Origin of the sequence: Actinoplanes lobatus (genome assembly GCF_014205215.1) — a bacterium.
Taxonomy (GTDB): domain Bacteria; phylum Actinomycetota; class Actinomycetes; order Mycobacteriales; family Micromonosporaceae; genus Actinoplanes; species Actinoplanes lobatus.
Window position 1 is genome coordinate 10,267,635 of record NZ_JACHNC010000001.1, and the last position, 13,273, is coordinate 10,280,907.

Annotated in this window: 9 protein-coding genes and 1 tRNA gene; 2 read left to right on the plus strand and 8 right to left on the minus strand. The window is 68.3% G+C overall.

The window, feature by feature from the left end; translation table 11 throughout:
- The first annotated feature begins 239 nt into the window (after positions 1-239).
- Positions 240-704 carry a hypothetical protein gene (locus tag BJ964_RS46480; protein ID WP_188126627.1) on the plus strand — a complete coding sequence of 155 codons (465 nt, stop codon included), beginning with the start codon at positions 240-242 and terminating at the stop codon, positions 702-704.
- Between the two features lie 41 nt (positions 705-745).
- Positions 746-1,048, plus strand: a complete 303-nt coding sequence (locus BJ964_RS46485; RefSeq protein ID WP_223149728.1) for a hypothetical protein — start codon at positions 746-748, stop codon at positions 1,046-1,048.
- 49 nt (positions 1,049-1,097) lie between these two features.
- On the opposite strand, the gene BJ964_RS46490 is transcribed toward BJ964_RS46485, so the two are convergent.
- The 8 genes from BJ964_RS46490 to cmk form a co-directional block, all read right to left on the minus strand.
- On the minus strand, positions 1,098-2,144 hold the full coding sequence (locus BJ964_RS46490; RefSeq protein ID WP_188126629.1) for a hypothetical protein: 1,047 nt from the start codon (positions 2,142-2,144) through the stop codon (positions 1,098-1,100).
- Positions 2,141-6,667: a coiled-coil domain-containing protein gene (locus BJ964_RS46495; protein WP_188126630.1), complete on the minus strand. Its 4,527-nt coding sequence runs from the start codon at positions 6,665-6,667 to the stop codon at positions 2,141-2,143. Before BJ964_RS46495 ends, BJ964_RS46490 begins: the two co-directional genes overlap by 4 nt.
- On the minus strand, positions 6,664-7,383 hold the full coding sequence (locus tag BJ964_RS46500) for a hypothetical protein (RefSeq protein WP_188126631.1): 720 nt from the start codon (positions 7,381-7,383) through the stop codon (positions 6,664-6,666). Before BJ964_RS46500 ends, BJ964_RS46495 begins: the two co-directional genes overlap by 4 nt.
- A complete protein-coding gene (locus BJ964_RS46505; RefSeq protein ID WP_188126632.1) occupies positions 7,380-8,927 on the minus strand; it encodes a hypothetical protein in 1,548 nt (515 codons plus the stop codon). Before BJ964_RS46505 ends, BJ964_RS46500 begins: the two co-directional genes overlap by 4 nt.
- 358 nt (positions 8,928-9,285) lie before the next feature.
- Positions 9,286-9,882: a hypothetical protein gene (locus tag BJ964_RS46510; protein WP_188126633.1), complete on the minus strand. Its 597-nt coding sequence runs from the start codon at positions 9,880-9,882 to the stop codon at positions 9,286-9,288.
- Positions 9,883-10,954: 1,072 nt separating this feature from the next.
- A tRNA-Pro gene (locus tag BJ964_RS46515) sits at positions 10,955-11,031 on the minus strand.
- Positions 11,032-11,082: 51 nt separating this feature from the next.
- Entirely contained in the window at positions 11,083-12,522 is a 1,440-nt protein-coding gene (der, locus tag BJ964_RS46520) for a ribosome biogenesis GTPase Der (protein ID WP_188126634.1), read from the minus strand.
- Positions 12,519-13,199, minus strand: coding sequence for a (d)CMP kinase (gene cmk, locus BJ964_RS46525; RefSeq protein ID WP_188126635.1), 681 nt, complete (start codon positions 13,197-13,199; stop codon positions 12,519-12,521). Before cmk ends, der begins: the two co-directional genes overlap by 4 nt.
- Between the last annotated feature and the right edge of the window lie 74 nt (positions 13,200-13,273).

The following is a 13,273-nucleotide window of genomic DNA, read 5'->3' on the forward strand; positions in this document are numbered from 1 at the left end:
AAATCCGAATCAAGACAGAAAGTAATCCAGCAACCACCTAGAGCAATATATTGCTGTCGATGTTCTGACGGATGAATCACCAGGCGCCGAGGCGAATCGCTGACGACCACGGCCTACGCGACTACCCGACCCGCCGGATGCATGAAGAACAGAGGCACCCCGGGCGAGACCCAGCAGGCAGAGCGGCGGCCCGACTGCAACCCCTCACATATCTGAACTACTTCAGATATGCTGGTGGCATGTCGGTGCAAAGCTTCTCGTACAGCTCCTTTCTTCGAGGGCCTTCCCAGGTCCTGCCGTCGCTCACCGACGCTGACGTCATCCTTGAGCGCCGCGACGAGGAGAACCTCATACTCAGCCGCGCCGAGCGGTTCGAAGCCGTCGCCACCGGGCTTCGCATTGCCGCGCGATCGCTGGCGATCCTCGCCCGCCGCCACCGCGACCTGGCCGAAGAGGCACTCGCCGAAGAACTCCCCTGGCTGACCTGGCTCCCAGCCGAGGAACGCCTCACCTGTGTACGCGAGCTGCTCGCCGACCTCGTCGCCGGCGCCGACACCGGCCTTCTCATCCCCTTCGCCCGCAATCTCGCATCCTGGCGCTCGACCGCCGAAGCGTGGTCCGACCCCCAGCTCGCCCGCGAGCTCCAGGGCCCGTTCGACGGCGACGGTCCCACCCTCGACCGCCCGGCAGGAAACCTGGCATGAGCGGACGCGGCGCAGAGCTCCCCCGGCCCAACCCGTGGACCGTGCGAGCAGCGGACCGTCAGGCATATCAGGGCTGGCAGCGGCTCCTGACAGCGATCCCGGACAACCTCGACCGGGCCTGGACGGCGCTAACCAGCGACCCTCGTCACGTCGACCAGCGGCAACATCCATTGAAGGGCCAGCTCGGCGTCGTCAAGGTCGGTGGAGCACCCCTTGAGCAGTGGCAGTATGAGGTCACCGGCGCGGGCCGCATCTGGTACGCCATCGACGATGACGCCCGCACGCTCTGGATCACCCGAGCCGGCGCGGGCCACCCGAAGCAAACAGACACCCGCGGCAGATAGCCCCAGGCCAGTGCTGGGCGACCTCACGGCCACGAGGCCGTCGATTCGATCAAATCTGCACCCAAGATGCGAGAACATGCGCAGGAATGGATTCCTGCGCGACGCGCCCTCGCGTTTCTCGGACGGTGGCGGTCTGCTGCCAGAGGTGTTCTCCGAGCCATCCTCGACCGGGTATCGCTGACCAGTCGACGTTTCCGATGTTCTGGACGGGGCGCTCGGCCATGGCGGCCCACAGGGCCGCGGCAGGTTTGATGTCGGGCAGTCCGGCGGCGGCTGCGGCTGCTGCGGCGTCGGAGGCGATCGTGAGTCCGGCGGGGTCCAGGTCGCCCCAGTACCAGACGGTTCCGGTGACGGGGCCGCGGCCACCGATGTCGACGCCGAGGGCGGCAACCTGTGAGGGAAAGGCGTTGCCGCAACCCCAGGCGACCGCGCCGACGCGGTGGGTTTGGCTGTTTCGCAGAGTGTCGGCGGCGACCCAGTAGGTGTCGCTGTTCTCGACGACCAGAATGTCCGGTCCTGCGCCGACTACGACGGCGGGTATCGGCGGGGGTATGCGCACGCAGGCCAGCAGGTCGAAGCTGAGTCGGCCGGGGCCGAACAGGTTGGTCCGGGCCATGCCGTCCAGGCACTTCTCGTCGCCGAAGATTTCGGCCGATCGGTAGCGCACCGGGACAACCTCGGTTTTGCCGCCGTCGGTGTGTGCAAGCCATTCGTTGACGGCGATGAGTTCCCGCAGTCGCGCGTCGGAGAGTGTCAGCAGGGAGGCGATCCAGCCGAGTTCGTGGCGCCACGGGAACCTGATCCATTGCTTGGCGCGGAGGGCACGGCGGGCGGCCGGGATCGTGACCGACCGTGGCAGCGGAGGTGTCGTTGACGTGTCCCAGGCGGTAGTCGGCATTTCCAGCAGGCCGCGGGATTCGAGGTCGCGTAGGGCCGCTTCAAGGGCCGCGGCCTGGATCGCCTCGCCGATCAGACGTGGGGCGGCCGTGGTCCACAGAGTCCAGACCTGAGGCAGTGGCACGCGGACGGATCCGGTCCGGGCCAGCGCGTCAGCGAGGGCGTTGACTTCGGCCGGCCGGGTGAGGGTGGATGTCATCGGCGGATCTCGTAGGTGGTGGCGTCGACCCAGTTTTTCGGTTCGTTCGGGTCGCGGCCGGCGGTGAGGGTGGCGGCGATGTCGATGCCGTCGACGATGCGGGCGCGTAGTCGCAGGAAGGACAGGTTGCGTCGTAGGTCGCCGTCGTTGCGGAGTTTGACGACGACGGATCCGGGGCCGGTGAAGGCGGCGTCGACGCCGGCGTCGTGCAGGCCGGTGGCGCAGACCAGTTGCAGGCCGGTGTGGGCGGCGAGCCGGTGTTGCATGGCGATGAGGGTCTCGGCGGATGCGGCGCCGAAGGGGTTGTCCAGTAGCAGGGTGCCGGGTGGCCGGGCGCCGCCGGGGCGGTGTGTGCTGCGCACGCCGGACAGGGCGCAGTAGACGAGGACGGCGAGGGTGAGGACTTGGCCGCCGGAGAATTCCTGTGGGATGCGGTCGGGTGGGCAGTAGATGACTTTGCCGTCGATGCGGGGTTTGAGGATTTCGATGGACCAGGCGCCGGCGCGGAGGCGGTCGATGACGGTGTCGCGGACGGCGTCGGCGAGCCAGCGGGCGCGGACGTCGGCTGAGGAGGCGCGTTTGGGGTTGGCGGCAAGTTCGGTGGCCCACGCGTCGATGCGGTCGGCCAGCCGGACGGCTGATTCGTCGTCGGCGGCTTCCTCGAAGCGGATCTTGATGGCGGGGTGGTCGGAGAATTCGCCGAGTCCGGTGGGCAGGCGGGAGGCGCGGGTTACTTCGCGCAGCAGCCGGCGTTGTTCGCGGCAGAGGGTGAGTAGTCCGTCGCGGAGGATGGCGCGGTGGGTGTCGAGGTCGTTGAGGTCGGCGCGGGCGGATTCGGCCATGGATTGGATCCGGCGGGCGAGGGTGTCTGCTTCGGTGATCAGGTCGGTGTCGGGCAGGGTTCGGACTCGGGCGGCGGCTGGGGCGTCCAGGTCGCGCCAGCGGGGTTCGTTGGCGCCGGCGCGGACGTTGGTGACGGCTTCGCCCAGCAGGTCACGTGCGGTGCGTTCGGCGGTTTCGGCTTGGCGGTGGGCTTGGAACAGTGTTCGCATGTCGGTCCTGGCGGTGTCTTTGCCGCCGGCGTAGATGCGGCCGGTGTGCATGAGTTCGGCGGGCCACATGCCGATGGTGTCGCTGAATGCGCTGATGTCGGCCAGGACGGCGGCGTGCAGCTCTTCGGCGTCGTGCTGGGCTTGCTCGGCGGCTTCGCGGCGGGCGAGCTGTTCTGCGTTGTGGATCTCGAGTCGTTCCAGCAGGTGCGGGATGTCGGTGGGTGTGGCCGGTAGCCACTGCGGTGTGTTGGACAGGTCGATGTGGTTCTGCCGGTCGTTGGAGGCCGGTGCCGCCTCCCGTACCTCGGTAGTGGCGCTTTCCTGTTCAGTGGCTGCTCGAAGGTGGGCTTTCTCGGCTTCGGTCGCCTGGGCCCGGGCCCGGTTTTGCGCGGCGATCAGCGCGTCACGTGATGAGGCGGAGGTGGAGCGGGCCAGAACGTCGGCTCGCTGCACGATCGGCGGGGCGAACCGGTCACGGCGTTCGATGGCCTGGTCAAGATGTAGTTGCGCGCGGTTGAGGAATTCGGCCTCTCGCAGGCCTTGTTCGGCGGAGTTGAGTTCCCTGCGCAGTGAGTCCCAGGCGGCTTGGACGACAGCGAGGTTGCCGCCGGGGTCGGCTGCGGCGTGTTCGACGCCCAGTTCGTCGCGCGATGTCTGCCAGGTTCGGCGGTCCGCGCGGGCTTGAGCGGCGGCGCCAAGGCCGGCGGACATCCTGGCTTTGGCGGCGGCTCGGTTCTGTTCGGCGAGGGCGAGCTGGCGTACGGCGTCAGCCTCGGCCGTCACGATGTGTGTTCGCTGGTCAGTTGCGGTAGTGGCGGCGTCGGCGATGGCGACGAGTTGCTCTGCCTGTGTGGAGGTGTCTCGTGCCAGTTGGCGTTCGCGTCGTGCTTGGTCAGCGAGGCGGCGGTGTTGGGCGGCTGCTTGGCGTTGGCGGTCCCGTTCGATGCCCAGGGCGGTCTTGTGACGTACGGATGATTCGACTTGGTCGGCTGAGCTTGTCGAGGTTGCGAGCAGTGCGGATCGTGTGGTGGCGGGCCAGGTGTCGGTGAAGGCGGAGCATGATGCGGCTGCTGTCCGGTGTGCTTCGGCGGCGGTGCGGGCTTCGGACAGCTTCTTGGCCTGCTGTTGTTCGGTGGTTTCGAGTTCAGTGCGGGTGGCGCGGGCCCATTCACGGTCCCAAGTTGCGCGGTGCGGCACGACCACGTGCTGCGGTCCGGCGTTGGTTCGGGTGGTGGCGCTGTTCGTCGACGTGGGTGGGACGGTGACTGTGACCGGCACGCGGGTTCGTGGCTTCACCTGCGCGAGATGGGTGATGGCCGCGGCGAACCGGTTCGGGTCGGAGACGATGACGGCGCCGGCAATCTCCGGACGGGCGGTGATGAATGCGGGTCGATCGGTGGGCTCGATGATGTTGCGTTCGATCCAGTCCAGGCCGGTGACTGCTCCGATGCGCTCGGCCAGGAGGATGTCCAGGATGGCGAGTACGTCGGCGCCGGTGGGGGCGGTGCCTGTCTCGTCAAGGTGTGCCAGTTCGTCGCGGGCGGCTCGGACTTGGCGCTCGTGGTCGGCTGCGCGCTCGTCGGCACGCCGGGCGGCCTGTCCGGCCAGCTCGACGGCGCGGCCGATGTCGGCTACGTCGGCGGGCGCGCCGCCGAGCAGTGCGGTCACGGTGTCGTTCGCGGTGAGCGCGGCGAGTTGGGCGTCGAAGGCCTCCAGCTTGATGCGGTCGGCGTTGGCCGCGGTGCGCAGTCCGACAAGCTGTTCCTCACGGTCGGCCAGGTCTGTCTGAAGGTCGTCGAAGGCGGTCTCGGCGGCCTCGGCCAGGCCGTCTTGGCGTTCCGCCTCGGCGGCGGCCGTCCCGATCGCATCGTGCCACCGGCGCAGGCATCGCACGGGACGCTCGCCGGGTAGCAGCCACCCTGCTTCATAGGCTGCTTCGGTGGCCGTTTCGGCGGCTTGGACGGCGGCGTCGATGCGGGCCAGCTCCTGACGTGCCGCGTCGCGGGCGCCCTCTGCCTCCTTCTCGAGGTCGAAGGCTTTACCGAGGGCCTGCTCGCCCTCCCGCGCTTGTTCGTCGGCGGCTTCAGCGACGGCATCAGCCTCGGCGATCAGACCGTTCAGACGGCCCGCGAGTGCTGCCGCGGCTCTGGTGACTTGGTCGCGCAGGGGTGCCAGCTCCGCGTGAGCAGTTTCGTAGGCGATCTTCGCGGCGTCGCGTTGTTCACGGGCCACGTCCACCTCGAGAACGCGGTCGACCGCCTCCCACGCGTCTCTTTCCGAGGCGGCATCGGTGGCCAGGCCGGCGCGGTGCAGAACGGCGGCGTTTGCTTCAGCGAGCCGATGGCGTGCACGTTCCAGTTGCAACTGCAACCGGATGTCGCTGATCTGGCCGTACTCCCGGCGCGCAGCGGCCAGCTCCCGGACGGCGGCCTCGACGGCGTTGCTTAGATCGGTCAGCGCAGCGGTGTCCTGTGCCACGCGGTTGGACAGTGCGGCCGCGTGTTCGCCGCCGGCGACCTTGGCCTTGAGGGCCAGGGAAGCCTTCTCATCCAGCGCGGCTTTGCGTTGGGCCAGCAGTTCGACCCGTGGGGCGAGTTCCGTGCCGAATCCGGCGAGTGCGTCCAGGTAGGGCCGCTGGGCGGCGAGTTCGGCGTAGGGGCCGAGTTTGCCGGTGAAGTCGGCGATCTCCCGGTCGTCGTTGAGCGCGGCGATGAAGAACCGCACCACATTGTCCGGCGAGTCGAAGCTGGCGAGCAGTTTCTCGGCGCCGGCCTCGGAGTCGTTCATGCGCATCTGGTAGCTGAACAGCACCGGGTCGATGCTGGTGCGGTCCTGCAGCGCCTGCGTCCACTCGGTTTGGACCCGGGTGAGGACCCATTGCGTACGAGAATGGGCGGACATCAGCCCGGTCACCTGCGCAAGGTAGTTCTCCAGGCCCGTACGGCGACCGTCGGCGACAAACGGCAGGTCGTCGATGCCAGGCAGACCCGGCCCGGTGCGGAACAGGTACCAGGCCCGGTGCATGTTGGTGGTAGAGCGTTGTTTGTGGCCGGGCTGCCGGCGGCCGTCCTTCCATTCCATCACCGCGCCGGTGATGGTGCGGGTTCCGGTCGTGGCGTCCTCCCATTCGCAGAGGATGTGGGACGTGTCGCCAGTGAGGACGTAGTCGCCCAGGTTCTTCCCGCCGACCTGGGCCCGGGAGGCGGGTACGACCAGGCTGCACACCAACGTGATCAGCGTGGATTTCCCGCCGGTGTTCGTCAACGACAGCAACACCCGGGAGGCGGCGCCGTCGCTGGTGGTGAAGTCCAGATCGAGCGGGTCGAATCGGGCGCCGTCGGGTCCGACGCCGTGCAGGCGGATACGGCGCAGCCGCAACGGCGGAATTGGAAGCCGGTCTGCTGGTTGCTCGGCGGCCTGGGTGAAAAGGTCGGCAGCAGCGATCGTGTGGTGCGGGCCGAGGTCGGTCACGGGCGGTCCTCATCGACATCGGTGAGCTGGTTGACGATCGCGTACAGGTCGGAGTCCTCACACAGCACGGTGACCGCGTGCCGGAAACGTGGCCGGGCCAGCCAGGTGCCGCCGTCGGTGTCGCCGCGGGCGGTCAGGTATCCGGCGTCGGTCAGCATGCGGCACACCCGGTTCACGAGGCCCGGGCGGTCGTTGGCGGAGCGGCGTCGCGCGTTCGGGCGTGCGATCTGCAGGCCGGCCCATTGCCGCCAGGCCTCGACCAGGTCGTCGTCGACGGGGCCGTCCTCGCCGGTAGCCTCGGCGTGGGCCTGCACGGCACGGTCGAGGGCATCGACGACCGACTGGGTGGTGAACACGGCCACCCGGTCCGGGTCGTCGAGCATCGCAGCGTCCGGGTATGCGGTGCGGGCGATCGTGAGGATGACCGCTCCGATCGCCGCCCGGTGCGCTGGTTGTGCCCGCTTGACGACGTCGGACGCGGTGACTCGTAGCGGTGAGTCTGCGTTGGCGGTGGCCACGATCCCATCGCGGTCGTCGACCAGCAAGTAGAGGCCGGCGCCGGTGAAGACCGCGTCGACGGTGGCGGCGAAGTCCGGCTCGTTGCGGTACCGGGCCACTACCCGGTGGTAGTCGTCGTGGCGGCCCGGTGTTTCTCGCGGCCGGCCGGCCCATGCCAGCATCCGGCCGACGTCGACGCTGTCATTGTTGGCGCTCATGCTGCCTCCGCGGTGTCCGGGACATCGATGCGCCCGGCTGCCGGTTCCTCGATGTCGGCGGTGACCCATCCCGGTAGCAGCAGGAGGTCGGCCGTCCGGAGCAGGTCGGTGCTGAGTTGTTCGCCGGTGTCCACGGCGACGAGGACCCGGTCGCCGGCCGTCCGGCCTGCCAGCCGCGCCGCCCATGCCCGGTGGGCGGCGTGCACCATCGCCGCCGCGAGCAGATCGGCGTCCAGCGGCTCGCCGTCATCGTCGCTGACCTGCGCAGCAAGCTGATCGGCCCGGGCGATCAACTGGGACAGGCGTACCGGCTCTTCGACCGCCTCGAAGATCGCCTCGACGGTGTCCTCGTAGGTTTCCCACCACTCCGGCGTCTCATCGTCGTCGAATTCCGGCGGCTCGAACTGCTCCCCCGGCTCCGGCACCCGGACCGGGGCGCACAGCTCGTCGGTCAGGACGGCCAACGAGGGCAGCCACCGGGCTGTCAGCCCACCCACGACCGCCACCAGTCGATCGGCCAGCACGGCTGCCGTCCCCGTCGGTGCGGCCAGGTAGGGGTTGAGCAGGTCCCGGCCGAGGTCGGAACGGTGCGTCGAGCGCGGGGCACGAACGAATCGGTCGTCTAGCGCCTCCCGCAGACGGGTCCGCGCACCAATCAGGTGGGTGTGCAGCTCGTCGTGCCGGTGACGGCATTCGCGGAGGATCTCGATCAGCGTGTTCGCTGCCTGCACCTTGGTTCTGTCATCCAGTTCGAACCGTCGCTCGGCGACCGCCTCCAGCAAGGAGGACTCACCCGCCAGGCGCTCCCGGACGTGCAGCAGCGCTGCATCGAGCAGCGCCGGGACCTCGCCCACCCAGTCGTGGGTGTCCGGGTCGATGAGGGTGTCGGCGATGATCCGGCGGATTCGTTCCTGATACTGGATCGACTGGTAGCGGGCGTAACGGGCGATCTGCACCGCGGATTCGATCGCGCCACGGGCGATCAACGCGGTCAGCTGCGCTTCGGTGGCGATCTGTGCCGCCTCGATGTCCAGGTCCAACGCGTCGATGAAGATGTTGATCGCCTGCTCGGAGGCGCGCAGATACTCGGCCGCGTCACCACCGGCATGCACATACAGCAGCCGGAAACGCTGTGCCCGCCATTGCGGCCCCGCCTCGGTGTACGTCAGATAGGGGACGGTCTCGATGTCGGTGGTCACCAGCGACACGACGACACGCTCGGCCACCGCCGTCCATTGGCTGCCGTCGGCGTCCGGCGCCTGGCGGGCAGCCTGGCTCGTGGCGTAGTCGACCGTCTCGTCCCACGTCTTGCCGGCCGAGATCCCCATCGCGAGCGCTACCTGGTCGATCACGGCAAGCGCGATGGTGAACAGGTCGTAGCGGTGCCAGAAGTCGCCATCGAGGCTTGTCTTGGTCCGCTCGATGTCGGTCAGAACTTGAATCGGTGCGAGTGCGCGCCGGCGGCGGGCGATGGAGGTGTCATCGGTTGGGATCGTGATGTCCCAGTCGATGGGCTCCACCGGCACGTCCCACTCGGTTGGCACTCGAAAGTCTCCTTCCCAGCACGTATCTACGGCGGCATCTGGCCTGACACGCCGTCATTCTAGGAGAGGGGTCCGACACTGTTGGTGAGCAAACCGGTCGATCTGGAATCCCCGGATGAGTGAATCAGCTAGCCCCTGGCCCCTTTACTTCCAGCCGACTCGCGGATAGAGCAGGGCATCCATTTCCGGACTCAGGTGATAGAAGACGACGGTGCTGAACATACGCTGCGGGTAGCCGACCGAGGCTGGACGCGGGCTGGCTGCTGGGCGATGTGTCCTCGATCGGCGAGGTGACACACCGCCCAGCAGCGAGTCGAAGATGCCGAGGTAGATGAGGTGAACGGGCGGCGAATCGCCGTCAGGCGGCTCTGCGGGGTGTATTCGTGCTGCGCGTTCTCAGATCCGCAAGGTCGGATACTTCCGCTTCCAGCCATGCCGCGCAGTCGGCTTGCCGGGTATGTTCCGTATTTCGTCTGACGTCCAGTAGGACCGGGCGGGCTCCGGGCAGGCATTGCGTCATGGCTCGCCGCAGCAGATGGAGGGTCGCGGCCGTGGCGCGGGCGGTGGGTGGGTCGAGGCGTAGGTAGAGCTTGACGGCGTCGTAGGTTCCGTTTTCGCGGCGGATGGCGAGGTCGGGAGTTACTCGTACGGTGAGGTCGGATACATGCCATCGGCCGGTCGGGAGGTCGATAATCGTGTCGGCGTTGCATGATGCGACGTAGCGCAGCCAGCCGTCGGCGAGTTCTTGGTAGTTCTGTTTCTTGTTGCGGGGGCAGGACGCGAGGACGCCGTCCATCGCGAGGTGGTCTTTGTTCATGCGCCGGCCGGATTTGATGGCGGCGCGGATCTGGCGGTAGAAGTCGCGTTCGGGCTCGTAGTCGTCGTCGATGCCGGCGGCCAGGGCGTTGCGTTTCTTGGTGGAGGTGGTGTCGACGAAGGCGATGAGCGTGCTCATGCTGATCGTCGTCGGTGGGGTGGGTGGGGTCGTTGGTTCCGCCACTGCCGGTGCCCTTTCGTGGCCCTGTCGTACAGGGCAGTCCGGCGCACGGCGCTGGCGGGTGTCGATCGTGTCACGACCCCCGTTCGTGGGGTCGCGCTGATCCACAGCAGCCAGTAGGGTCGAATCCAGCGACTGATCGAGCCCCCAGTGCGACGTCCTGCCCCGAGGCAGACGGTCTGCCTGGGGCCGTCTGCTGTCAGCAGGCGACACCGGTGACGCATTCCCGGGCGCTGATCTCTTGAAGTGCGGCCGCGCTGCTCATCGGATACGCAGGCGTCACGGTGAGCCGTTCGCGTTTGAGGGCTTTCGGCGCTTGCCGGCTGCGGCGCGTCCGCGGTCTCGCCAGTGGCGGGCGCGGCATCGTGCCGAGCAGAACTCGGCCGAGGGATCTCGGTCGTCGCTTCCCCAACATCGATCGCATCCCCGGCAGCGGATCATGAAATCCGATGAGGTCGGTCTTTCAGAGTCGCTGCGGCGGCTGCGGTAGGCCCTTGTTCGGCATTTCGGCGAGCAGTAGACGGCGTCTCTGCGCTTTCGAAGAGGCATGGGACCGCCGCATTGAGGGCACACCACCACCGCCGCCACAAACCGAAAGTATCTGAACGAGCACCTTATGTCACCATCGCGATTGCGGTGATCACCGCGTCGGCGGGCAAGAGCCCCGCTCCTCACCTCACAACGCCGGACTCGCCCCGAGGCCCTGCACTGCCGGCGGCGTCAGCCGTTCGAGGACTGACTCCCTCACCGTGGACACCACTGGCCGCCGAAAACGGGCAAGCCCTGCCCCATGGCTTCGATCGAATTGCGTAAGATATCGTTCTGCGTCCGCTGGCAGGCAGGCCGAGCCGGCCGACGGCAGTCCTGCACGTTCCGCGGGCCGGCGGCGGATATGGCGCTCGCGGCGAAGACGCTCGCCGAGCCCCGGCATCACCTGGAGCGGGTGCCGAAAGCGCGACCACACTGCGACCACAATGGCCCAAATACAGAACAGCGGATATTCCCAATCAGGAATATCCGCTGGTCAGATTGGTCGGGCTGACAGGATTTGAACCTGCGACCCCTTGACCCCCAGTCAAGTGCGCTACCAAGCTGCGCTACAGCCCGATCCCGCCCGGAACCTCAGCCCCGCGCGACATCTCCTAAAGACTACCAACCTCACCCGTGGGCTTTTCCGCGACCCCCCGGCCCTGTCTTCTTGCGGGGCTTCACCGAGACCTCCACCGGCGTACCCTCGAAGCCGAACTCCTCGCGCAGCTTGCGCTCGATGAAGCGCAGGTAGCCGGCGTCGAACGGGCCGGTCGTGAACAACACGAACCGCGGCGGTGCCACTCCGGCCTGCGTCGCGAAGAGGACCCGCGGCGCGCGACCTCCACGAACGGGGTGTGGTGTGGCCTGTGTCAGCGCGGTCAGCCACTGGTTGAGGGCGCCGGTCGGGACCCGGGTCTCCCACGACGCCAGGGCACGGCGGATCGCCGGGGCCAGCTTGTCGACGGCGCGGCCGGTCTTCGCGGAGATGTTCACCCGGACGGCCCAGGTGACCCGCTTGAGGTCCCGGTCGATCTCCTTGTCGAGGTAGAACCGGCGCTCCTCGTCCACCAGGTCCCACTTGTTGAAGGCGATGACGAGGGCCCGCCCGGACTCGATGACCTGGGTGATCACGCGCTGGTCCTGCTCGCTGATCACGTCGCCGGAGTCGAGGAGGACGACCGCGACCTCGGCGGCCTCGACGGCGCCGGCGGTGCGCAGGGACGCGTAGTACTCCGTACCGGAGGCCTGGTGCACCCGTTTGCGGAGTCCGGCGGTGTCGACGAACTGCCAGATGTCGCCGTCCATCTCGACCAGGCTGTCGACCGGGTCGACAGTGGTGCCGGCGACCGAGTCGACGACCGCCCGCTCCTCCTTGGCGACCCGGTTGAGCAGGCTCGACTTGCCCACGTTCGGGCGGCCGACCAGCGCCACCCGGCGCGGACCGCGGGGGCCACCTTCGGTGACCGGCGGCGTCGGCGGCAGCGAGTCCAGGATCTGGTCCAGCAGGTCGCCGGAGCCACGGCCGTGCAGAGCCGAGATCGGGTACGGCTCCCCGAGCCCCAGCGACCACAGCGAGACGGCCTCGAGCTCGAGGTTCTGGTTGTCCGCCTTGTTGGCGACCAGGATGACCGGCTTGTGGCTGCGCCGCAGCATCTTGACGGCAGCCTCGTCGACATCCGTGGCGCCGACCGACACGTCGACCACGAACACGACCACATCGGCGGTCTGCACCGCGATCTCGGCCTGGTTCGCGATGGCCGCGGCACGGTCCTTGGCGTCGGGTTCCCAGCCGCCGGTGTCGACGACGGTGAACCGCCGCCCACTCCACTGGGCGTCGTAGGGCACCCGGTCGCGGGTCACGCCGGGCTTGTCCTCGACGACCGCCTGGCGGCGGCCGATGATCCGGTTGACCAGCGTGGATTTGCCCACGTTGGGCCGCCCGACGACGGCGACGACAGGCACCGGGCCGGTGAATTCCTCGGACGAGGAATCAGGAGACGAGGAGTCGGAAAACTCGAACCCGCCCTCGAAGTCGTTGAGATCGAGGCCGGCGGGAAGTTCAGTCACTTACTTACCTTGCTGTTGAGTAGACCGAGAAGATGCTGGACGACCTCGTCGATACCCATACCGGTGGTGTCGACCTCAATGGCGTCGGACGCCTGCTTGAGCGGGTCGACGGCACGGCTGGAGTCGAGCTTGTCGCGGCGGGCCAGGTCGGCCTCGGTCGCGGCGACGTCGGTGGCGTTCTCGGCGCTGCGGCGGGCGGCGCGGGCGGCGGCCGACGCGGTCAGGTAGACCTTGAGGTCGGCGTCGGGGGCGACCACGGAGGCGATGTCGCGGCCCTCGACGATGATCCGCGGGTGGGCCGCGATGATCGCCCGTTGGAGCGCGACCAGGTGCTTGCGGACCGCGGGAACGGCGGCGACCGCGGAGACCGCGCCGGTCACCTCGGAGCCGCGGATGGGTTCGTCGACGTTGATGCCGTTGGCGGCGAAGTGCGGGGCCGTCGGGTCGGTGCCGATCGACAGCTCGGTCTCCAGCGCGATCTTGGCGATCGCGTCGGGGTCTGCCAGGTCAGCGCCACCCTGGAGGACCGCCCAGGTGATCGCCCGGTACATCGCGCCGGTGTCGAGGTAGACCCCGTCGACAGCGCTGGCCAGTCGCCGGGAGACGGTGGACTTGCCCGATCCGGACGGGCCGTCGACGGCCACCACGCACTTCTCCGGCCGTTCCGAAAGCGCCACCGTTCCTCCTGAGGGGTTCTCATGGCAAACCAACCCTCCCATTGTGCCGGGGCTCGGAGCCATCGACGAACCGG